The following is a 22,069-nucleotide window of genomic DNA, read 5'->3' as shown; positions in this document are numbered from 1 at the left end:
TCCCTTTAGGCCGCCGGGTCAGCCGCACCACTAACTCTAAGCCGGAACGTAGGTCAACCTGATCACCTGCCCGCCAATTCGATCGCTTGCCGCGAGGCGCAGCGGCGGCCGCGGACCGGCGAAGAACGGCTTGCCGTGACCGAGCACGACCGGATGGAGATAGAGTCGATACTCATCGACGAGACCGAGCTCCGTTAGACTGTGCGCCAGCTCCGGCCCGGCAACTTCAATCTCCCCTTCATGCTGAGCCTTCAGCCCGCGTATGGCCGCGGCCAGGTCGCCCTCGATCAGAGAAGCGTTCGGACCGACGGATGTTAACGTCCTCGACACCACCCACTTCGGTTTGCTTTGCCACGCCGCTGCGTATTCCCGTTCCGGCGCATCCCATTCAATATGGTCTCCGTCCCAATACCGCATCGTCTCGTACATGCGGCGCCCGTACAGGATGCCCGCCAGGCCGCGCACGTCGTCGATGAAATGACGGAATAGCACGGGGTCGGGCTGGAATGCCGGGTGGTCGTGGTCGACGAACCCGTCCAGAGACTGGTTCAATGCGTAAACGATCTTTGCCATGCGACTGACTCTCCCCCCTGGTTTTCTTGTACATTCATCATCAGGTTTACCCGTTCCATGTACAGCCTCCTTTATGTCTACATGTTATCATCCAACAGCATGACCGGTTTCTCATGGATTGCTAATGTACAAGTCCCGGCCCGACCGAATACAACTTTAGTCGGCCGCACACTGGCCAGGTCGTCGCTGCGGCTGCATCCTAGTGATTAGGACAGTTTTTCTTCAAATAGCAAGGGAATTGAAGAAAACAGTGAAAAATAAAATAGACCCCAGTTTGAGGTCTATCGGTATGGCATCGTAGTGATATTCATCTCATATAACCAACTACTTTTCCTTGTATAACACTCTCGTCATATGTTGAGGTCCGGATACTGCTGTACGCGCTCCTTGACCATTGGTCTGCAAGGAGGAAATATTGCTTTGTCGGGACAACAACGGGTTTAGGCATACTGAATGCCTCATTACCCTCTGCTTGGACTCCCCCCGTATACTCCCTACCGTAAAAGGTATCCAATTTTCGATCGTTGATAAAGACTTGTCCTTTTCGGATATCAATGGTTTCTCCTGGTAATCCAACTACACGGAGAAGTTGTTTTCGTTCGATATGGAGAGATTCTTCAGGAACGTTTTTATTTTGCTTCGCCATATCTTCAGGTAGCTCGACAAGTACAATATCGCCTCGCTGGACCGGATTGTTTTTATAAAAGTCTTTGTCAGCTACTACATTCAGAGGAAATGTAAAATCCCTTTGCATGGTGTCGTTCCGAAACTCAAAAACGACATGATTTGCAGGCAGACTCTTACTGTCATATAATTTTTCAGGTTTCTGAGTACTAGTGGCATCAACAATTGAGCCTTTCTCTTGACAGGATACCAATAGTAGAAGAGATAGTATCGGCACGAAGAATTTAAAGAAGATCATTTTTTTCATCCAACTCCTTTTGTCCGATGATAAGAATGCATTTATCTTCCCCAGAATTCCGTCTCAGCTGTAAAAGAGGTCTTCATCACCATGTCTTGTCCCTCATTGAGTACCTACGTCGAAGTCCTATCATCGTTGTGCATCTGGAACGTTTCTTCAACGTCTTTTAGCTTTTTCCCTTTAAAATCTTGTTTTACTTTTTGGACATTTTCTGGACTGAACAGTACGGGGAAGGGCAAAACCCATACTCCCGTCATTGGGGAATGGCCGAATTGCTAAATCGTTTATTATTTTTATGTACTGGTAATCATTGACGCCATCCCACACCTCAAATCAGCATCCGCTGATAGGGGATGGACCGACGACGTGGTTGACGAGCTTTTTCCGTTTCCGATACAATCGAATTAATTGAGAATTGTTCTCAGTTAATTGATGCATAGCGGAGAAGGGGATCGGATGCTGCCGTCGGATTCGGTACTTTACGCGTTGAAACAGGTGCAAGGGGTACGATTGGATGCCGCGGAAAACATGTATGGGACCTATGCGGATGCCCACATATACGCGATCGTATCGGAGGGGAGCGGCTACCTCTACTGCGGCGGAAGCCGCTGCAGACTAAAGGGCAAGACGGTCGTTTATTGTCCTCCCGGCTCTACGATCGATGCGCGCACCGATTCCGCGGGCTTGCTCGACTTATTTTGGGTTCGATTCGAAGTGTGGGAATTGGCGGAGGACGGCCCGTGCAAGCGCACGTATGTGAAAAAACTCGACCCGATCGCACCGTCCGGAATCGTCCCGTCCGCCGTTTCGGATGCCGCCCAGACGTCGGCCGGGCAGCTCGCGCGGCTGTGGGAGCGAGGCGGGGAGGGGAACGGCTTGCGCCTCGAGGCGGAATTCGCGCTATGGCTTCATTACGTGCTGAGGCAGCCGAAGCCGGCGCCGGAAGATGAGCCGGACGGCCGAATCCAATACGCGATCGATTACGTGGAGCGGCATTACCGGGAGCCGGTTACGCGCGCCGAGCTGGCGGAGCGCGTCGGGTTGACGCCGGAATATTTCTCCGCGGCGTTCAAGAAAGCGACCGGTTCGGGTTTTTTGGACTACTTGTCGAAGATCCGGATCGCCCGGGCGAAGGAAGAACTGTTGCTGCGGCCCGGCCGAAGCCTCGACCGGATCGCGCACGATGTCGGTTATCGGGACGGCTTGTACCTGAGCCGGAAATTCAAGCAGGTTGTCGGCGTACCGCCGAGCGTCTACGCGAACCGTCCGAAGCGAATCGTCGCGCTGCAATACGTCGGGCATCTGCTCGCGCTCGGCGTGACGCCCGTCGCCACGACCGCGAAGCTGCTGCAGGGCGTCCCATACCGGGATCGGCTGCGTGGAGTCGCCGACATCGGCACGCCCCGGTCGCTGGATCGGATCGCCGCGCTCCAACCGGATATGATCTTGACGTCGAGTCCGAACGGCGAGCCTTATTCCCGAATCGCGCCGACCGTCTCCATCCCGTGGGGAGAGGCGGACGTCCTGGACGAGCTTCGGTATTTGGGACAGCTGCTCGGCCGAGAGAAGGAAGCGCAAGTCTGGATCGACGCTTTCGCCGAGAAGGAGGAGGCGGCCGCGCGCCGATTGTCGGCCGTTATCGGCCCCGGGGAAACCGCGGCCGTCTACGAAATATGGGCCGGGCGCATTTGGGCCGTCAATATCGGTTACGGAAGAGGCGTGCGCAATCTGTACAAAACGCTCGGCTTCGCTCCGCCCGAGAAACTGGCTCCGTACGTATTGAATCCGGGCGTCGGCCTCGAACTGTCGCCGGACGAGCTCGAAGCGTACGCGCCCGATCGCATTTTTGTTACGGTATGGAACGAAAGGGGAGGCGAGCAATGGGCGAGGGAAGTGTTGTCCAGCGAGCCGTGGATGGCGCAGCCGGCCGTTCGGAACGGTAACGTCTATCCGGTCGACTTGGAGCTGTTCAAGCATGGCGATCCGCTTGCGCTGGAGCTTCAGCTCGAGGTGCAGACGCGGCTTCTTACAAAAGTCCATGGAACGTCCCATATTCGGAAATAGACGCCGGACGGGATGATTGTTATCGTATTGAATGATAATGATTATCAATACCAACTGGAGGCGAGCATGTGCAACTTCGAACATGGATGTCCGGTCTGCTGATCGCCGTATTGCTGCTTCTGGATGCCGGTTGCGGAACGGAGCGACCGGAAGGAGACGGCGGGCCGGAACAATCGGCAAATTCAAGCGGCGATTCGGGGGGCGCGACGCGCAAGTACGAGACGATTAAGGGCGTGATCGAAATACCGGCGCAACCCGAAAGAATTGTCGCCACGCAATATTTGGGACATTTGCTTACGCTCGGCGTCAAGCCGGTGGGAGCCGGCGGCGCTTCCATGAAGCAATATTTTCTGAAAGACCGGATAGAAGGCATCGTCGATATCGGGGACGACGCCTCCGCGCTTGAGGCGATCGCTTCGCTGGAGCCGGACCTCATTATCCGTCCCTCGGACAAAAACTATGAGCAGTTCTCCAAAATCGCGCCGACCATCGTCATTCCTTGGGGGCAAAAGGACGTGTACGAGGAGCTCCGCGATTTCGGCGATTTGCTGGGCAAATCGAAGGAAGCGGAGGCGGCGATCGCTCATTTCGAAAGCAAAGTGGCCGAGGCGAAGAAAAAACTGGAGGGCGTCGTCGCCCCGGGCGAAACGGTCGGCGTATACGAAATATGGGCGAAGAGCTTCTGGGCGGTCAGCGAAAGCTTCGGACGCGGGACGCGCAACCTGTATACGAGTCTGGGCTACCGCCCGCCGGATTCGTTGAAGGACATCGTCAGGAAGCGGGGCAGCTCGGGCTTGGACATGTCGTTGGAGACGCTGCCCCAGTACGCCGCCGACCACATGTTCGTCTCGGTCTATGCGGCGGACGGCGGAGACAAGCGCGCGGAGGACATCATGAACTCCGAGCTGTGGAAGTCACTGCCGGCCGTGAAGAACGGCCGCGTCTACCGGCTGAACATCGACCAATTCGCGGCGGGCGATTTGATCTCGCTGGAGAAGCAGCTCGAGCTGCAGACGGAGATGCTGCTCTCCGGCGCGAGCAAAAGGAAGTGAGTCCTCCACGCCGTAAGGGCTGCGGCAGATCGGCGGATGCTGACTGCTGCAGCCCTTACGGCGTTTTGCGGCTTGCGGCGGGCGGGGACGCCGGAGGGTGAGCCGCATGTACGCGTTCAACTGCCGCAGGACGCGCGGCGGAACCGGAACGCCAGCGGGATAAGAGAAAACAAACCAGCACTTATACGCCCCGAAACGCGCCCGCTCGCGGCTTTTTCACGATGCAGCCGCCGAGCATTTTTTCCGTTCTCGACCGCTCCCCGTACGTCGTCACCGCCCCGTACGCTCGTACCGAAGCGATTCGAAGGTGCTTATCCTTCCCGTCGGGCCCGACCGCCCGATACGACATCGCGTTCATCCCCCTTTATCCTTTCCGCCGACGCCCTTCCGTAATGATCGACCGCGAACGCGTACATCACTTTGACCATGAAGAACAGACCGACCGTTCGCAAGAAAGGATCGACGTCCGGCAGCAGGAGCATCCCTCCCAATCCGACGGACAGCAGAACGCCTGCGACGAACCGCTGCGACGGTCGGCCGATCAGCCCGTTCACGATGAATGCGCCGCCGATCGTATACGCCCATACCCCGACCGCAAATCCGATACCGGCGTTCAACAGCCATGCGACAAGCGGAAGATGGATATGGACCGCGATGAAGACGAGGCGGTTCGTGTGGCGTTCCGCATAGAAGTTGCTGGTCGAGGCGGTGAAGTTGGCGACGCATCCGGCGAAGATGTCGAAGGCGAGCAGCAAGGCCAACGCTCCGCGCCAGAACGCTACGCCGTCGACAAGTCCGGGATAAGCGCCGTACGACGCGGCCGTCATCGCCCCGCCGAACAGCAGGACGGCCGCCAAGGCGCCGGCCGTCTGTCTCTCCCCGAACACGTCATGCAAAAAAGCGGGGATTCGAATCGCCTTCAAGCTTCCACTTCCTCTCCGATTGCATGCATCAAGTTTTGTAGTAAAAATATCAATCGACTCCATAACTATTATGACACGGTCGTCCCGGCAAGTTCAATAGGTTTTATACTGTTCCCATTGAACGACTCCAAAACTTCGGCTACACTTACTGTGGACGAGGTGAGGTTATGGACGGCTACGAACGGCGGAAGCAGGCGAAGGTCGATAAGATTTTCACGGCTTCGTTCCCGTTGTTTTCGAAATTCGGCTTCCACAAGGTCAGCGTAAACGAAATCGCCCGGCAGGCGAACGTTTCCCCCGCCACCATTTACAACTATTTCGGTACGAAGGAACAGCTGTATCTCGACATGATGGCGGACTGGATGGACAAGCAGCTGGAGCGGTACGAGAGCATTCTCGATTCGGACCTTTCGTTTCCCGAGAAAACGAGGGAGATTATGCTGGCGGAGGCGGCGAACGTGAAGCTGCTGGCGGAGGCGATGCCGACAGCTCCGTTCGCCGATCGGGGGCGGCTGACGCAGCTGCTGGAGACGTACGGCGAAGGGAAGGTTCGCGATTTTTTCATGAAATACGCGGCCCTCGGCAAACGGGAAGGATTTATCCGCGACGGTTTGTCGGACGAGACGACGGCGGTTTATTTCAACATGTACAAAAACGAGCTGGGGCGATTATGGGGGGCCACCGATGCCGAACGGCCGCATCGCCGTATCGACATGCTGATGGAGCTGTTTTTTTACGGCTTGATCGGGGAGACTCCTTCCGCAAAGTCCGAGAAAGAGCGGACCGGACGGGGAGCGGAGAGCGGCGAACGGGCATAAGCCGGTTCATCACGGGAGGGAAGCTTCATGAAAGAGAAATCGGATCAAGCCGGGGAGCGCCAAGAGTTCGAGCGGTTTCGGCAAAAGCTGACGGAGCTGGCCGAGAGCGGCTACCAAGAATCCGTAACCGGCGAGCTGTACGGAATCGCGAAGCGATGGTCGGAACGGGGTGACGGCGGGTTGCTGCTCCGGTCCGTCGAATGGGCGGAGGCACATGTACGCCCCTCCGATCCGAGGCACTGGAACCAGGTGAATCATGTCTTGGACCGTCTCGATCTGTACGCGGTGCAGCTTGCCGCCGAGTCGGACGCGCTGGCTTGGGTAGTCCGCCTGTTGACGGAAAGACGCGGTGCGGATTCGGCCTTTCCGAGAAATGCGGCGCTGTACGACCTCCCGTATTTCATGGCCGTCATCGCGGATAACCGGCCGTCCGACGAGCTGCATCGCCTGCTGGATCGCGCCGCCGGGAACGAACGGGTGCCGTTCGAGGCTTCCGCGCTTCTCCTGTGCGAGATGGCGGTCAGGGGGAAGGCCGACGAAAGCCATGCCGCGGTGCGGCGAATTCGCGAGAAGCTGCAGGAGGCGGGACACCCGTTGAGCCGGCTTCCGCTGCGGGTTACGATGCTGGAGCGGGATCTTCCGCTCCGGCTGTATGGCCCGGACGGCAGCGGGGGACATTCCACCCCTTTCGGCCCTATACGGCGCGCAGGGAAGACGGATCGGGAAGCGGCGAGGGGGCTGGCCGAGCGGACGGCAATCATGCCCGCCGCTTTCCGCAGCATCCATACGGCCGAAGAAGCGGAGCGTATGGAGGCGGCCGTACGAAACTGGCGCGAACGGTCGAACGGGAGATCGGAGGCTGCCGTGTTCGAGTTCGCAGACCGCTTCGAGCCCGAGCATGTGACGCCCGGGCTGCTGCTGCGGCTCGGCTTGGCAAGCCTGCACGGGGCCGCGCCGGAGACGGTGCTGCTTCGGCCGCTGCCGGCCGACCGCATGTTCGTCTTTCTATACGGGGCGGCGGCCAACGGAGGCGCCTACAGCAGCGGGGGACATAACGCCTACGGGCGGCTCGACGCGTGGCGATCGGCTATGGCGCTGGCCGGCGTCCCCGACGATGCGGATATTCCTTCCGCGATCGAGCGGATCGAAGGCTGCCATTGGTCGTATTTCGAGGCGCCGACGCCGTGGTTTCGCCAAGTCGCGTGGGACGTCGGCATCGTCGCCCTGCGCCCGGACGGACGCACGCTGGCCGTATTGGCGGCCACGGATACGGACTAGGAAGGCCTGAACGGCAAGCGGGAGAGCGAGCCCGTCAATCGGGACGACCCGACAAAGGAGAAGCGGGATGACTGGAACCTATTCGCTTAAGAAAACGTGGTTTCACCGATGGGTGCTTTCATACATTTCCATCCTTCTGTTTATTATACCGCTCATCATGATTACGCTGCTGATGGCGCTCGGGGACGTTTCGCGCAAAACGGCGGTGGAGTCCAACCGACTATTCGCGGAGCAGCTGCTTCAATCGCTGGACAACGAATTTCGGCAAATCGACAATCTCGTATCGGGCGAAATCGCGGCCGACGATACGATGATGGACTTTTTCAAAAAAAGCTTGCGCGAGGATCGATTTTATTCGATGGTGCAGCCGGGCACCAAGCTGAAGACGATGATGACCGCCATGCCGCTGATCGATTCCATTTATTTGTACCGCCATGCGGACGGGACCGTTTTGACGCCGTACGCGGTGTTTTCGATCGAGCAGTTCAACGACCAGAAGGTCATTCTGGAAGCGCTGGGCCAGCTGTCGCTGAACCGGCCGTGGATGACCGTCCGCAAAGGCTTCTCCGGCGACGAGCCGGCCGAGCTGATCTCGCTTGTCCGCTACACGCCGCTGTTCACGGGTACGGACGGACTGATTATCGTCAACGTGCGGGCGGAATCGGTCGCCAAGCTCGTGAAGTCGATGACGAGCTCGATCCCGAGCAACCGGATCGCCATTCACGACCGGGACGGCCATCCCGTCTATGTGGAGGAGCACGAGGACGGATTTTTGAAGACGGAGTACCGGTCCGACTATTTGGGCTGGAATGTGCGCAACGGTGTCGTGAACGGCAATTTGTTCCGGATCGTGTCCACGCTTTCGAAGTATTGGATACTCGTCTGCCTGGCGTTTTTTCTGCTCGGACTCGTCTGGATCGTGCTCGTGACCCGAAAAAATTACAAGCCGGTGCAATCGATCGTCGACCGCATCCGGTATTTTGCCGAGCAGAAGCAGACGGAGCTGTTCAAGAAGGAGTCGGACGACGAATTCAAGATCATCGGTTCCGCGCTGGAAAGCTTGCTGGATCAAGCCGAGGTGTTCCAGCGGCAGCACGAGGAGAATTTGTACTACCGGCGCAAAACGTTTTTCGCCGAATGGCTGGAGGGCGAACGCCCGCTGAAGCCGGAAGAATGGCGCCGGGAAATGGAGAGCCTGGAGCTGCCGCATTCGTTCGCCGAGTTCGTCGTCTGTACGGTCAAAATCAACAAGTATCATTCGTTCACCGATACGTATTCCCGTCACGATCAAAGCCTGCTCAAGTTCGTGCTGACGAGCGTCGTCAAAGAATTGTCGGAATCCGGCGGCGCGTTCTGTTGGGCGGAATGGATGACGAACGACCGGCTGGCCGTCGCCGTCATGATCCCCGAAACGGCGGCGGGCGGTTCCCCGGAGGAACGGGTGAAACAGCTGGCCGACGACTTGATCCGCTGGACGGTGCAGCACCTTCACTTCGGTATATCCGTGGGCATCGGATCCGCCGTCCGCCGAGCCGAGCAGGTTCACGAGTCTTACGGCGAAGCGAGGGAAGCGCTTGCCTACCAGCCCGCCCTCGGGGCGCCTCCGGTGATCGGCTACTGGCAAATTCAGACGCCGGACAAGCACCGCTCGATCAATCCGCTTCAGCATATTCGCGAATTGGCCGTCGCGCTCCGAACCGGCGGCGCCGAATGGACGGGAAGCTTCGACCGCATGTTCGCCGAGGTGCGAGGAGGGCTCTACTCCCGCGACGAAATGACGAACCTGATCAGCTATATGGCGTTTTTCCTGCAGAAAGAATTGATGGAGCTGCCGTCCGAGCTTCACGAGGCGTGGACGCGGGAAGGCGCGGCGAAGCTGGAAGAAGCGGCCGCGGAATGGGAGACGATCGACGAGCTGGAGCATAAGCTGCGAGCGGTGTTCGAGCGATTGTCCGATCGGATGTCCGACATCCGGTCGGCACGGAGCAGCTACAAGCTGGTGCAGGACATGCGCGCTTATCTGGGCGAGCACTACGACAATCCGGACTTGTCGCTGCAGCACTTGAGCGAAGCGTTCGGCATTCACGGCAAGACGGTCAGCCGGCTGTTCAAGGAAGAGATGGGCGTCAACTTCATCGATTACTTGTCCCAGATCCGGATCGAACGCGCCAAGGAGCTGATCGCACAGTCGGACGAATCGATTCAGGACATCACGCTGCGGGTCGGCTACCTGCATCCGAATACGTTCATCCGTTCGTTCAAGAAGCAGGTCGGGCTGACGCCCGGCGATTATCGCAAGCAGGTGCAGGGAAAAGCCTGATGCGGATTTTTGTTGATGGACTCCATTATAGGGATCGGGTCTAAACCGAATAGGGATCGGGCCGAACCGATCGTCGCGAATCGTGCGCATCCGCCGCACGGTTCTTTTTTTCTTCTCCGGGCTTGTGGCGGGAAATACGTTGATCCGGGGGAAAACGGGCGATTGCCGCGGCCGGCCGGCACGACGTATAGTGGCCTCAGATCAGCCGCAGGAGAGGGAGATGCCGATGAGCAGTATCGCCGAAACGAACGAAGCAGCCGCCATGATCGCCCATTCGGGCAAGCGGGCGGCCCGAAAACGATTCAAGCAAAACGCCCCGCTTCTTATCATGTTTATTCCCGTCATCCTGTTTTACTTGATCTTCAAGTATGCGCCGATGGTCGGGGCCGTCATCGCCTTCAAAGACTACAATTTTTTCGACGGCGTATTCCGCAGCCCTTGGGTCGGTTTGGACAACTTTTACAAGCTGTTCGACAACCCCAATACGGTCATGATTATCCGCAATACGCTGCTGCTAAGCTTGCTGCACATTTTCGTCGGCTTTCCGTTCCCGATCGCGCTGGCGATTCTGTTCCACGAAGTTCGCCGCATGTGGTTCAAGCGAATCGTCCAGACGCTCGTCTATTTGCCGCACTTTTTCTCGTGGGTGATCGTCGGCGGCATCGTCGTCGCGATCTTCGGCATCGAGGGTACGATCAACCGATGGCTGGATGGGATCGCCGACGAGCCGGTGCCGTTTTTGTACAACGAAGCCTCCTGGATTTCCATCTTCATCGGCTCCGGCATCTGGAAGGACATGGGGTTCAACGCCATTATCTATATGGCGGCCATGTCCGCGATCGACCCGTCGCTTTACGAATCCGCCAACATCGACGGAGCGGGCAAATGGAAGCAAACGATCCATATTACGCTTCCGGGCATCGCCCCCACGATGGTTCTGCTTTTTATTTTGTCGATGGGCCGGGTGATGGAGGTCGGCTTCGATCAAGTGTTTATATTGCAAAACGCGGCGGTCAAGGACGTATCCGAGGTCATCAGCACGTACATTTACCGGGTCGGCCTGCAGGGAGCGCAGTTCAGCCTCACGACGGCGATGGGACTGTTCGAATCCGTCGTCTCGTTCATCCTGCTCGTCACCGTGAACGGCATCGCAAGACGGTATCAGCGGGGATTGTTCTGACTAGGCACGACCCCCAGCGAAGCGAAAAGAAAAACGTGGAGGAATCGATATGCGCGCATCGCCCGGCGAACGACTGTTTTATGCCGTCAACTATATCCTCTTGACCTTGCTGGCCTGCTCCTGCCTGTTTCCGCTGCTGCATCTGCTGTCCCTGTCGTTCAGCAGCCCGGAGGCGATCCAAACCGGCAAGGTCGGCCTCTGGCCGGTCGAATTCAGCCTGGACACCTACAAGCTGCTTGCAAGCGGCACATCCATCGTCCGATCGTTCTGGAACAGCGTCGTCATTACCCTGGTCGGGATCGCGCTCAGCATGACCGCGACGATATTGGCCGCCTATCCGTTATCGCGGCAATCGTTTTACGCACGGAAGACGTTGACGCTGGCGATGATTTTCACCATGATTTTTTCCGGCGGGCTTATTCCGACCTACTTGACCGTGCAAGCTCTCGGTCTCGTCGACACGTACTGGGCGATCTGGCTGCCGGGCCTCGTCAGCACGTACAATATGCTGATTTTGCGCACGTACTTCGAGCAGATCCCTTCGGAAATCGAGGATGCCGCGCGCATCGACGGCTGCGGGGAAGTGCGCTTGCTCGTCCGGGTGCTGCTGCCGATCTCGCTGCCGGTCATCGCCACACTGACGTTGTTTTACGGTGTCGCCTACTGGAACGTCTTCTTCAGCATGCTGATCTATATCAACGACTCGACGATGCAGAACTTGTCCGTGCTCGTCCAGCAAATGATCAAAAACCAGAGCGCCTTGCAGCAAAGCATGCTCGTTCAGCCGGATGAGCAGGCGCACGTGGTGGAGGAGGGCATCAAGTCGGCCGGCATCGTCGTGCTGGTCGCTCCGATGCTGATCGCGTATCCGTTCGTGCAGAAATATTTCGTGAAAGGCGTGATGATCGGTTCGGTGAAAGGATGATCGACGGACCGACAGAGGGGGTGATGCCGGGGATCGGAAGTATGGTAATCTGTAGAAAATCGGCAAGGGGCAAGGGGTATGCAAACCAACCTTCATGATCGAAAGGGGCACAACCGCGAATGAAAAGATGGTTGTACGTTTCATTGGCAGCAGTAGCAGCGGCGGCGCTTGTGACGGCCTGCTCGGGAGGCGGGAAGGATCCGGCCGAATCCGCCGACCCGGGAGGAAGTTCCGCGGCCGGCACGCCGGCGAAAAAAGGCGATATTACGGTTTCGGTGTACGACCGGGGCAACGTGCCGGCTTCCGAAGGGAAAATCGAGAGCAACCGATGGACGAAATGGATCAACGAGAACGGCCCGGCGAACGCGACCTTCGTGCCGATTCCGAGAACCGACCCGGGGCAAAAGTGGAACGTGCTGTTCGCTTCGCAAAGTGCGCCGGATATCGTGAACGAATTCGATCCGAACATTCTCAACCCGCTGATCGACCAGAAGCAGCTGATGCCGCTCGACGAGCTGATCGACAAGCATAGCGTCGAGTACAAGCAGCTGTTGAAAGATTACCCGGCCTTGAAGAAAGTGACGACGGGCCCGGACGGGAAAATATACAAAATCGGCCGCGTCTTGACGACCATTCCGCTCAACGCGATGTTCATCCGGACGGATTGGCTGAATGCCCTCAATTTGCAGGTACCGAAGACGACGGAGGAGCTTTACCAGGTTGCGAAAGCGTTTGCCGAGCGGGATCCGGACGGCAACGGGAAGAAAGATACGTACGGAATGGCGCTCAGCTGGCGGTCGGAGAACGTCATCGACGGCATGTTCGGCAGTCCCGGCTCCAGCTACGGGCTCGTCAACGGCCTGCCGAGCCGCGCGTTCGAGAATACGAGAGCCGCCGTCGAGTTCAAGAAGCGGCTGTACGACGAAAACATCGTCGACAAAGACTTCGCCAACGACAAAAACGGGACCAAGGCGAGGCAGGATTTCCTGAACGGCAAAATCGGCATTTATCCCGTTTTCGTAAGCAGCTGGTTCGACTTTTCGGTGACGGACATGCAGACGTTGAAAAAAGCGGCGCCGGGCGCGATCGTCGAGCCGATCGCCCTGCCGAAAAGTCCGGCGGGCGAATACGTCCCCGAGCTGCAAAACCCGATTCAGGCGACAACCGCGATCAACGCCAAGACGAAGGATCCGGTCGCGGCCATCAAGTACATCGACTTCATCGATCGTCTCTCGACCGGCCGCACGCTGCGCTTCGGTCTCGAAGGCACCCACTACAAGCTGAACGAACGAGGCTGCCCGCAGCCGATCGACCCCGAGAAGACGAAGACCGAAGTGTCGTGGGCCGGCGATTTCGCCCAATCGTATTCGCACCTGCTCGACCCGAAATGCGCGGCTTACGAGACGCAATACAACCCGAGCGTTCCGGAGCAGAAGGCGGGATTGGACATGTTCGGCAAGGCGAAAAAGCTGTACATGGATCCGAACAAGCAGTACCGGACCGTCACGCTCGGCGAGCATATGCCGACACTGCCGAAAGAGATGCAGACGACGATGAACACGGTCAGCAAGGACATCAACGACATTTGGCTGAAATCGGTGCTGAGGGGCGAAAGCTATTCGGTCGAGCAGGCGTACAAGGACGTCCTGTCGACGTGGGAAAAAGCCGGCGGCAAACAGATCGACGACTTCATGATCGACTGGTACAAAAACAAGAAGGACTCTTCGTTCCTGATGAAGGACCTGTGGGATACGGTGGCCAAGCAGTCCCAGTAAGGGCGCCCGGCGAAGGGAAAGACGCCCGCGTTCTTTCCCTTCGCCGATCGGCCCGCGGCGGAGGAGGGAACATTCATGACGAAGCGATGGACCGCGAAATGGATTACGGACCCCGCCTTTCTACGGTTCGAGCCGGTTTCGCCGCTTCGCAAGGAGCTGGCGGACGCGGGACCCATGGAGCATCCGGCCGATCTGAAAAACCATCATATGCTGATCCGGAAAACGCTCGAGCTGGAGCGTTCGCCGGCCGAAGCGTACCTGGACATCACCGCCGACGATTACTACAAGCTGTACGTGAACGGCGAATTCGCCGCGCAGGGACCGGCGCAAGGGTACCCGTTTCATTATCCCTACAACCGGATCGATGTGACGGGTTGGCTGCGGCCGGGGCGGAACGCGATCGCCGTCCACGTGTTTTACATGGGGTACGTCAATCGCGCGCTGAACAGCGGCGATTTGCGGCAGGGGATGATCGCGGAGCTGGAGGTCGACGGCCGGACGGTGCTGGCGAGCGACGAATCCTGGAAATGGGTGCGGACGTTCGAATACGGCGGCGGAGAGGCGGAGACGACCGGCAACGATACGCAGCTGCTCGAGCGGATCGACGGCCGGCTCCGGCGCCACGGCTGGAAGGAACCGGATTATGACGATTCGTCGTGGCCGGCCGCGGTCGTGAATCGGCAGCCCGGCTATACGCTGGTGGAGCAGCCGACGCCGACCGTCGCGGTGACGCGGGCGTACCCGGCGCAAGTCCGGAAGCTCGGCGCAGGCCGTTACTTGATCGACTTCGGGCGGGAAATAACCGGCCAATTCACGATGCGGGCGAACGGGGCAACCGGGGACCGGATCGACATCCGATGCGGCGAGGAGCTGGCCGCGGACGGCGGAGCGGTCCGTTACGAGATGCGCTGCAACTGCCGGTATCGGGAGGAGTGGACATTGTCGGGGCGCGCCGGGGAGGAGCCGGAGTTTTACGACTATAAGGCGTTTCGATACGCGGAAGTGATCGGTCCGGAGAGCGCGATCGACGCGTCAAGCTTCGCGGCGGTCGTCCGCCTCTATCCGCTCGGCCCGGAAGCTTCCCGTTTCGAATCGTCCAGCCCCCTCTTGAACGGGATTTGGGACATTTGCCGCAACGGCGTGCTCAACTGCGCCCAAGAGACGTTCGTCGATTGCCCGACCCGCGAGAAGGGGCAATATGCGGGCGACACCACCGTGATCGGCCATTCGCATTTGTATATCAGCGGCGATTCGAGGCTGTTCAAGAAAGCGATTCGCGACTTCGCGCTGTCGTCCGCCGTCTGTCCCGGGCTTCTCGCGGTCGCGCCGGGCAGCTTCATGCAGGAAATCGCCGATTTTTCGTGCCAATGGCCGATGCAGCTGCTGACGTATTACCGGTACAGCGGCGATCTCGACTTCGTGCGGGAGATGCATCCGTACGCCGAGGGCGTTCTCGAATATTTCGGCCGGTAAGCGCGGGCCGACGGCTTGCTGGAGCGGGTGGACGAGAAATGGAATCTGGTCGACTGGCCGGAGCCGATGCGGGACGGCTACGACTTTCCGCTGACGAAGCCGGTGGGCGGCGGCTGCCATAACGTGCTGAACGCTTTTTATTACGGCTGCGTGAAAGCGGTTCAAGACATTCGCGATATTCTCGGTATTCCATATCGGGATCGGCTTCCGGCGCTGAGGCGATCGTTTGCCGCCGCTTTCGGGAACCGCGAAACCGGCTTGTTCGTCGACGCCGAAGGCAGCGCCCACAGCTCGCTGCACGCGAATGCGCTTCCGCTGTTGTTCGGTATCGCGGACAAGGAGGCGGTCCCCGGGATCGTCCGGCTCATCCGCGAGAAAAGGCTGTCCTGCGGCGTCTATATGGCTTACTTCGTGCTGAAGGCGCTGGCGGAGGCGGGCGAATACGAGCTGATCTACGAGCTGATCACGTGCGAGGACGAGCGCTCGTGGAGCAATATGCTGCGGGAAGGGGCGACCTGCTGCTTCGAAGCGTGGGGCAAGGAGCAGAAATGGAATACGAGCCTGTGCCATGCGTGGGCGAGCGCGCCGATCCCCGTGCTGATCGAGGACATCGTCGGCCTGAAGCCCGGCAAGCCGGGCTGGGAGACCGTGTCGTTCACGCCGCATTTGCCGAAAGCGATGCCGCCGTTTCGGCTGGAAATGACGGTTCCGACGGGGAAAATCGCCGTCCGTTACGAGGACGGCAAGCTGGAGATCGTTGCGCCATGACGAATACGGAGCGTGAGCCGAGACGGACACGCCTTCAACCAAGATGGACATGAGGACCCTACGGGAGGGATACGAATTGTTCAAAAAACGGATCGCATGCACGCTTGTTTGGCTGCTTCTCCTCTCCGGCCTGACGCCGGCGGGACTTCTCGGCTCCGGCACCGTCCGCGCGGCGGAATCGCCCGTCAGGTCGGTGCCCGGCTGGACGTTTTACTACAGCGGATTAACCCGGGCGGACTATGCGCTGGATGCCGGACAAGCGGCGAACGGCACGCAATCGCTGAAATTCGCGAACGATTCGGCCAAGGCGCCGAACGTTTATTTGACCGCCTACCAGACGATCCCGGTCAAGCCGAATACGGATTACAGCTGGACGGTCCAGGTCAGAGGAGCGAACGTAAAGGCGAACGGCGTCTGGTTCGGCGGAGGCGTCACGGGCGGGGGCTGGACGGACAAAACGTTCGTGCCCGCCGGCACGTTCGATTGGCAGGATATGACGGTGACGCACCGGACGACGACGGAGACGAGCTACACGCTCCGCTTCGTGATCGAAGGCATGGCGGACGCCGTCTGGTTCGACGACATCCGGATGACGGAGGCGGGCCAACCGGCGAACGCGCTGCGCAATCCGGGCTTCGACGACCCGGTGGAGACGCTGCTGCAGGAAGGCTTCGAGCATCCGACCGTCTGGACGGAGGCGACGGGGACGGCCGGCACGATCGGAAACGAGCCGTTCGGGCCGGCGACCGAAGGGGCGCAATCGTCTCTCGTGACGTATGAACCGGCGGCGGGGGCGGAAGGGTGGCTGAATCACGTCTGGAACTTTCCGGTCGCGGACCTGTCCCGCGCCGGAACGGTTACCCTGGACGTCTATCCGACGACGCAAACGGCGTCGTCGAAGGAGCCGCTCGTGCTGAAGCTGTCGGGAAGCGCGGGGACCGTCCTCGAAAGCCAGCTGCCGAGATTGGCGGCCAACCGCTGGAACACGGTCCAATTCGATCTGTCGAAGGCATCCGCCGCGATCAAGAGCAAGGCGGCGCAGATCAACCTGTATGTCAAAACGACCTATGCCGAGCTCGAGGGGCGCGCCCGGGTTTCCTACGGCTTCGACAATCTTCGGATTACCGCCCCTACCCGGACCGCGCCGGTAACCGCGTCGCCCGCGGCCGGCGCCGTAAAGCCCGGCACCGCCATTACGCTGTCGACGGCGACGCCGGAAGCCCGGATTTTTTATACGCTGGACGAAAGCGACCCGGTGTCGTCCGATACGAGGACGGCGTATTCGGCGCCGATTCCCGTGAACGGTCCGGTTACGGTAAAGGCGTACGCCGTGAAGGAGGGGTACGACGCGAGTCCCGTTCAGACGTTCGTCTATACGATCGACACGACGCCGCCGGAGGAAGCGGTCTTGCCGTGGGATTCGTTCCGGCAGTCGTTCGGCGGGCAAAAGCAGGCCGCCGTGCTGAAGGCGGACGGCTTCACGCTGGACGGAGATTTGAGCGAATGGGGCTCCCTGTCGGGGCTCACCCTCCCCGCATCGGAAGCGCAGGTCGTGTACACGGACGGATGGGGCGGGGAGGACGATCTGTCCGCACGCGTTCATTTCGCCTATGACGACGAAAACCTGTATTGGGCGGCCAAAGTCCGGGATAACGCACACAACCCGCTCTCCGGAAGCTCGATCTGGAAAGGGGACGGCATCCAGATCGCATTCGGCGACGACGGCATTTACGGTCCCGAAATGACCTTTCACTACATGAACGGAACGGTGAACGTGCAATTGACGCGCGGGAGCGGCGGCTCGCTCGGACTCGAGCACATAAAGGCGGCGGGTGCCCGCATCGGGGACGAAACCGTCTACGAAGTGCGGATGCCGTGGGAAACGATTTACAAGGCGCGTCCCGCGACCGACCGGAGCGTATTCACGCTTGTCATCAACGACAACGACAATACCGACAAAGTCCGGCGCGGCTGGATCGAATGGACGCCGGGCATCGCCGGCGCGAAGGACCCGGACGCTATGGCGTCGCTGTACCGGCTTGCGGGCGGCGCGGACTGGGCGTTCTGGGCGGACGGGCCGAGGAAGGCGCAGGCCGACGCCGGTACGCCGTATACGCTGTATACGGTCAACGATTCCGACCAACCGCGGACGTTCGAGTGGAGCTCGGCGTTTCTCGGGCTCCGGCAGCAGCTGAACGTTCCGGCCCGCTCCGTGCTGGCGAAACGGTTCCCCGTCACGTTCACGCGCTCCGGCGACAATCGGATCGACCTCCGGCTTACGGACGCTGGAGGCGTATCCCGACAAACCGAGCTGGTCGTGCGCGTTCCGCTGTTCGCAGGCGAATTGAACGATAGACTCGATGCGGTCGCGGCCAAGCTGCCGGCGCTGCAACGCTTGCTGGCGCAGGCCGAGGCGGCCGGTATTCCGACGGACTACGAGCGGGTCCCTTATACCGTCGTCAGCCGGTTTATCGAATACGGCAAAGCCGATATCGCCAACGGGGAGCTCGACCGTGCCGCCTATGTCGTCGATCAGCTGGAACGGCTGTACGATGAGGCGGAGCGCGGGCTGCGCGACTACTTGTCCGGAGCCCGGACGGCGAAGGCCGCCCCCCGCTACGTGACCGGCCGTCCCGAGCTGAACCGGTACGCCTTCGTCGGCGATACGGTCGTCCGAAGCACTTACAAGGCCGAAGAACGTCCGATCTTTTTCAACGGATACGGCCATTTCAGCCAGGTGCGCCGAGACATTCCGCACTTCCAGGATTTCGGCGCCAACATGATCCAGATCGAGATCGGTCCGCGCCACGTCGTCTTTTCCCCGGACAACGCGTTCAGCGTGAATAAAAACAAAGGCGTCGACGCCGATGTGGAGGTCGTCGATACGGAACGACATTCGGGGGAACGTTCGTTGAAGATTGCGAACCGGACTCCCAGGCAGAACGACGTCTATGTGAACGTGATGCAGCGCGTGGCCGTCAAGCCGAACACGACCTATACGTTCCGGGCATGGGTGAAAGGCGACAACGCGAAGGACGTCTGGTTCCCCGGAGGCGCGGGCTGGAAGCAGCGGACTCCGTTCCCGAGCGGCACGTACGATTGGACGCAGGTTACCGCCGACTATACGACGGGACCGGACGAAACGTTTTACACATTCACCGTTTTGTCCGAGAACGCCGGAACGGTATGGGTCGACGATCTCAGCATGACCGAGCGGGGCAGCGACAACAATTTGCTCCTCACCCCGGGCTTCGAGAACGCGGCGCCGGGCACCGAGTACATCGTATCCACCGCGGCGGTCGAGAACGATATCGTCTACACGCTCGAGCGGGCGGAGCGGCATGACATCGCCGTCAACCTGCTTCTATCGCCGCACTATTTCCCGGATTGGGCGTACAAAAGGTATCCGGAGCTGAAGAGCGGAACGTCCGCGGCATACGGCCCGGATCTCGATTTCGTTTTCGATCATCCGATGGCGAGGAAGATCATCGAAGCGTATTTGCGCGCGGTCATTCCGCTCGTCAAGGACCACCCGTCGCTCCACAGCGTAACGCTGACGAACGAGCCGCAGTATCACTCGCATATGGACGACTATAATTTGCCGGAATGGCACCGCTACTTGAGCCGTACGTACGGTGACGATCTGGCCGAGCTGAACCGCATCCACGGCGCCTCCTACGCGTCGTTCGACGATGTGCCGATGCCGCAAGGGGCGGAACCGACGCCCGCCGGCTACGATTGGGCGATGTTCAACGGCGAGCTGTTTACCGGATGGCACGAATGGATGGCGGGCATCATTCACGACATCGCGCCATCACTGCCCGTGCACGCGAAAATCATGGGGCATTTCGACAAAAGCCCCCAGTACGGGATCGATATCGAGGCGTTGGCCGGGTTCGCGGACATAAGCGGCAACGACAGCTGGAATTTTATCGGCGGCGGCATTTCCGCTTATATGAAGGAGCTGAGCTTCTACGATTTGCAGGCTTCGCTGCGCGAAGCGCCGGTATACAATTCCGAGCATCACGTGATCGAGGACGGCGACGGGCGGTACGGGCCCGAATACGGGACCCATATCCGTTCGGTGCTGTGGCAGGGCGCCCTGCACGGCAAAAGCGCGTCCACCCTCTGGATCTGGGAACGGACATATGACGACGAAAGCAGCGCGGCGGGGGGCATTCTGCATCGTCCGGAATCGGTTGCCGCCGTCGGACGAACCGGCCTCGACCTGAACCGGCTGGCGCGGGAGGTCGTCGCCCTGCAGAACGCGGAGCCGCACGCGGCGATTCTGTATGCCGTACCGTCCCTGATTTACAACCCCGGATCCGCCCACCAGACGATGCTTCAGGCGTACGAGGCGCTATCCTTCACGGGCGAGAAGGCGGCGTTCATCACGGAGAAGCAAATGGCCGAGGGCCTGTGGAGCCGATACAAAGTGTTGATCGTCCCCGGTGCGACGCACGTGAAGCCGGAGACGGTGCAGGCCATCAAGGCGTTCCAGGCGCAGGGCGGAAGCGTGCTCGTCGTCGGCGCTCGCTCGCTTCAACGCGACGAGCGCAGCCGGCCTTCCTCCGCCACGGACGTGGCGGACGTCATCGGCGGTTCGGTTCTGGTCGAAGAGGGCGCGTCGGCGCCGCAAATCCGCTCGGCGCTGCTTCCGGTCCTCGAGCGGGAAGGGCTGGCGCGTCTGCGTCTGATCGACGAGGCGACGGGCCGGCCGGCTTACGGGGTCGAATGGAGAACCGCCGAGTACGAAGGCCGCACGCTGCTTAGCGCCACGAATATGTCCAATACGCCGGTAACGGCATCGGTTTACCGGGACGGGAGCCGACTGACGCCGGTATCCGAGCTGATCGAAGGGGTGCCGGCAAGCCCGGGCCCGCTCGTTCTGAAGCCGGAGACGCCGTATTTGTTCGACCTGGGCGACGTTGTGAAGGCCGGCACGACGCTCGAGCTGCAGTCTGCATCCGGCTCGTACAGCGATACCGTGCCGCTTGCAGCACGATTGACCGACAGGCAGGGGAATCCCGTCGCAGGGGAGACGATCACCTATGCCATCCCCGGCGTTTCCTTCGAAGGAAGCGCCGTTACCGGGGAGGACGGAACGGCTATTCTCCGCTATCGCGCGGAACACGGCATAAGCGCGGGGAACGAGACACAGACATGGGACGTTACCGCACGGTACTCGCCGCCGCCGGACCGCCCCTATGCCGCGGCGGAGGCGGCAGGAACGGTCGTCGTCGGCAAGGAAGCGGCGTCCATTCGCTACACCGGCATGCTGCTGGCGGATTCGTCGGGCGTCGCGAAGCTGGCCGCGCAGGTGCTGCCGGAGCCGGACGGGGAGCCCGGACGGCTGGACGGACTGCCCGTACGCTTTGCGATTCGGACGGTGAGCGCGGACGGTACGAAGACGCCGTACGCCGCCGCCGCGAATCCATCGTACGCGACCGACGCAACCGGCACGGCGGAGGCTGACCTCCGGCTGCCGCCGGGGGTATACGAAATCGCCGCGGAGCTGGCGCCGAACGGCTATTACCGGACGGCCCAAACGGCGGCGGTAACGGCCGCCGTTTACGAGAGCGGCGCCGGTCCGCTTCAAATGAACGGGACGTTCCGCGATTCGGGCGTCCGGCTGCACATCAACGGCCGATTCGACGAGCGGGGCGAATGGAAAGGCAGCATATCCATTCGCCAGCCGCGAGGAGGCTTGCGTCTCGACGGCGACGGTCCGGTTCGGACGGCGCGGAGCGGGAACGACCGGTTCGTGCTCGCGGCCGCCCGAGACGGACAAGGAAGCGAATATACGGTTCTCCTACAGGTAAATGTCCCGCAGGAAACCGGTCCGGCGGCGGAAACGGTTTCGCTCCAAGTATGGAGCGGCGGAAGCATGACCGGCGAGCCCGTGCTGCGCATTCCGCCGCAGCGCTTTAACGGCCATGCGGGAAAAGACGGGTCCGCCGGCATCGGCGATCCGGATCCAGAACGTTCAGGAGGATAA

Annotated in this window: 12 protein-coding genes and 1 pseudogene; 10 read left to right on the top strand and 3 right to left on the bottom strand. The window is 60.1% G+C overall.

All coding sequences use genetic code 11. The features are described from left to right. Positions 1–36: 36 nt before the first annotated feature. Positions 37–573 carry a dihydrofolate reductase family protein gene (locus tag DLM86_RS03370; protein WP_110838527.1) on the bottom strand — a complete coding sequence of 179 codons (537 nt, stop codon included), beginning with the start codon at positions 571–573 and terminating at the stop codon, positions 37–39. Positions 574–880: 307 nt separating this feature from the next. Further along, complete coding sequence (gene lepB, locus DLM86_RS03365) at positions 881–1,504, bottom strand: signal peptidase I (RefSeq protein ID WP_110838526.1); 624 nt, start codon at positions 1,502–1,504, stop codon at positions 881–883. Between the two features lie 447 nt (positions 1,505–1,951). On the opposite strand from lepB, the gene DLM86_RS03360 reads away from it, so the two are divergent. Together DLM86_RS03360 and DLM86_RS03355 are read left to right on the top strand one after the other, a co-directional pair. Then, a complete protein-coding gene (locus tag DLM86_RS03360; RefSeq protein WP_158289301.1) occupies positions 1,952–3,559 on the top strand; it encodes an AraC family transcriptional regulator in 1,608 nt (535 codons plus the stop codon). 68 nt (positions 3,560–3,627) lie between these two features. After that, positions 3,628–4,611, top strand: a complete 984-nt coding sequence (locus DLM86_RS03355) for an ABC transporter substrate-binding protein (RefSeq protein ID WP_245954318.1) — start codon at positions 3,628–3,630, stop codon at positions 4,609–4,611. Between the two features lie 311 nt (positions 4,612–4,922). Here DLM86_RS03355 and DLM86_RS03350 read toward each other — a convergent pair whose 3' ends face one another. Next, a complete protein-coding gene (locus DLM86_RS03350) occupies positions 4,923–5,534 on the bottom strand; it encodes a hypothetical protein (protein ID WP_110838523.1) in 612 nt (203 codons plus the stop codon). Between the two features lie 167 nt (positions 5,535–5,701). Here DLM86_RS03350 and DLM86_RS03345 point away from each other — a divergent pair, with 167 nt between their 5' ends. The 8 genes and pseudogenes from DLM86_RS03345 to DLM86_RS03310 all read left to right on the top strand — a co-directional run bounded on the left by DLM86_RS03345 (position 5,702) and on the right by DLM86_RS03310 (position 22,069). Further along, entirely contained in the window at positions 5,702–6,352 is a 651-nt protein-coding gene (locus DLM86_RS03345) for a TetR/AcrR family transcriptional regulator (protein WP_110838522.1), read from the top strand. A 27-nt stretch (positions 6,353–6,379) separates the two neighbouring features. Further along, positions 6,380–7,630, top strand: coding sequence for a DUF6183 family protein (locus DLM86_RS03340; protein WP_110838521.1), 1,251 nt, complete (start codon positions 6,380–6,382; stop codon positions 7,628–7,630). Between the two features lie 67 nt (positions 7,631–7,697). After that, positions 7,698–9,950, top strand: a complete 2,253-nt coding sequence (locus tag DLM86_RS03335; protein ID WP_110838520.1) for a helix-turn-helix domain-containing protein — start codon at positions 7,698–7,700, stop codon at positions 9,948–9,950. Between the two features lie 262 nt (positions 9,951–10,212). Next, on the top strand, positions 10,213–11,130 hold the full coding sequence (locus DLM86_RS03330; protein WP_425453936.1) for an ABC transporter permease: 918 nt from the start codon (positions 10,213–10,215) through the stop codon (positions 11,128–11,130). Positions 11,131–11,179: 49 nt separating this feature from the next. Further along, positions 11,180–12,055 carry a carbohydrate ABC transporter permease gene (locus tag DLM86_RS03325; RefSeq protein ID WP_110838519.1) on the top strand — a complete coding sequence of 292 codons (876 nt, stop codon included), beginning with the start codon at positions 11,180–11,182 and terminating at the stop codon, positions 12,053–12,055. Between the two features lie 119 nt (positions 12,056–12,174). Then, positions 12,175–13,830, top strand: coding sequence for an extracellular solute-binding protein (locus tag DLM86_RS03320; protein ID WP_110838518.1), 1,656 nt, complete (start codon positions 12,175–12,177; stop codon positions 13,828–13,830). Between the two features lie 75 nt (positions 13,831–13,905). Beyond that, positions 13,906–16,071 (top strand): annotated as a pseudogene (locus tag DLM86_RS03315) (family 78 glycoside hydrolase catalytic domain). 76 nt (positions 16,072–16,147) lie between these two features. Then, positions 16,148–22,069: a beta-galactosidase gene (locus DLM86_RS03310; protein WP_158289300.1), complete on the top strand. Its 5,922-nt coding sequence runs from the start codon at positions 16,148–16,150 to the stop codon at positions 22,067–22,069.

This window comes from Paenibacillus flagellatus (assembly GCF_003217775.1).
GTDB classification, from domain to species: Bacteria; Bacillota; Bacilli; order Paenibacillales; family NBRC-103111; genus Paenibacillus_AB; species Paenibacillus_AB flagellatus.
The sequence above is the reverse complement of the archived record's forward strand: the minus strand, read 5'-3'. Positions and strand labels throughout refer to the sequence as shown.